Source organism: Vibrio sp. 2134-1 (assembly GCF_033339495.1).
In genome coordinates this window covers 1-657 of record NZ_JAWOUS010000518.1, presented here as the reverse complement: position 1 = coordinate 657, position 657 = coordinate 1, and the positions used below count along the sequence as shown (strand labels likewise).

Annotated in this window: 1 protein-coding gene; it reads left to right on the top strand. The window is 49.9% G+C overall.

What is annotated here, in order from left to right; all coding sequences use genetic code 11:
* On the top strand, positions 1-657 hold a 657-nt coding region (locus R7R78_RS26975; protein WP_225474715.1), incomplete at both ends, for a thiazole synthase.

Here is a 657-nt window from a genome sequence, read left to right as displayed (position 1 = left end):
TGAAAATTGGTGATAAAGAATTTCAATCACGCTTGTTCACAGGAACAGGCAAATTTTCTAATAGCCGTTTAATGGCCGAAGCCATCCAGGTTTCAGGTTCACAGCTCGCGACGATGGCGCTTAAACGTGTGGATGTACATGATCAGCAAGATGACATTTTGCAGCCTCTGATTCACGCCGGTGTGAATTTGCTACCGAACACCTCTGGCGCTAAAAATGCCAAAGATGCGGTTTTTGCTGCGCAGCTTGCTCGCGAAGCGTTGGGCACAAATTGGGTCAAACTGGAGATCCATCCCGACCCAAAATACTTAATGCCTGATCCGATAGAAACCTTAGCCGCTGCCGAGCAGCTCGTGCGAGATGGCTTTATTGTGTTGCCATATTGCCATGCTGATCCGGTTTTATGTAAGCGGCTGGAAGAAGTTGGCTGTGCTGCGGTGATGCCATTGGGTGCGCCGATTGGTTCGAACAAAGGTATCGCTTCGCACGATTTTCTAGAAATCATTATTGACCAAGCGAACATACCTGTTGTTGTGGATGCGGGAATTGGTGCGCCTTCACATGCGGCAAGAGCGATGGAAATGGGCGCGGATGCCGTGTTGGTCAATACGGCCATCGCTGCCGCAAGTAATCCCGTTGCGATGGCGAAAGCGTTCA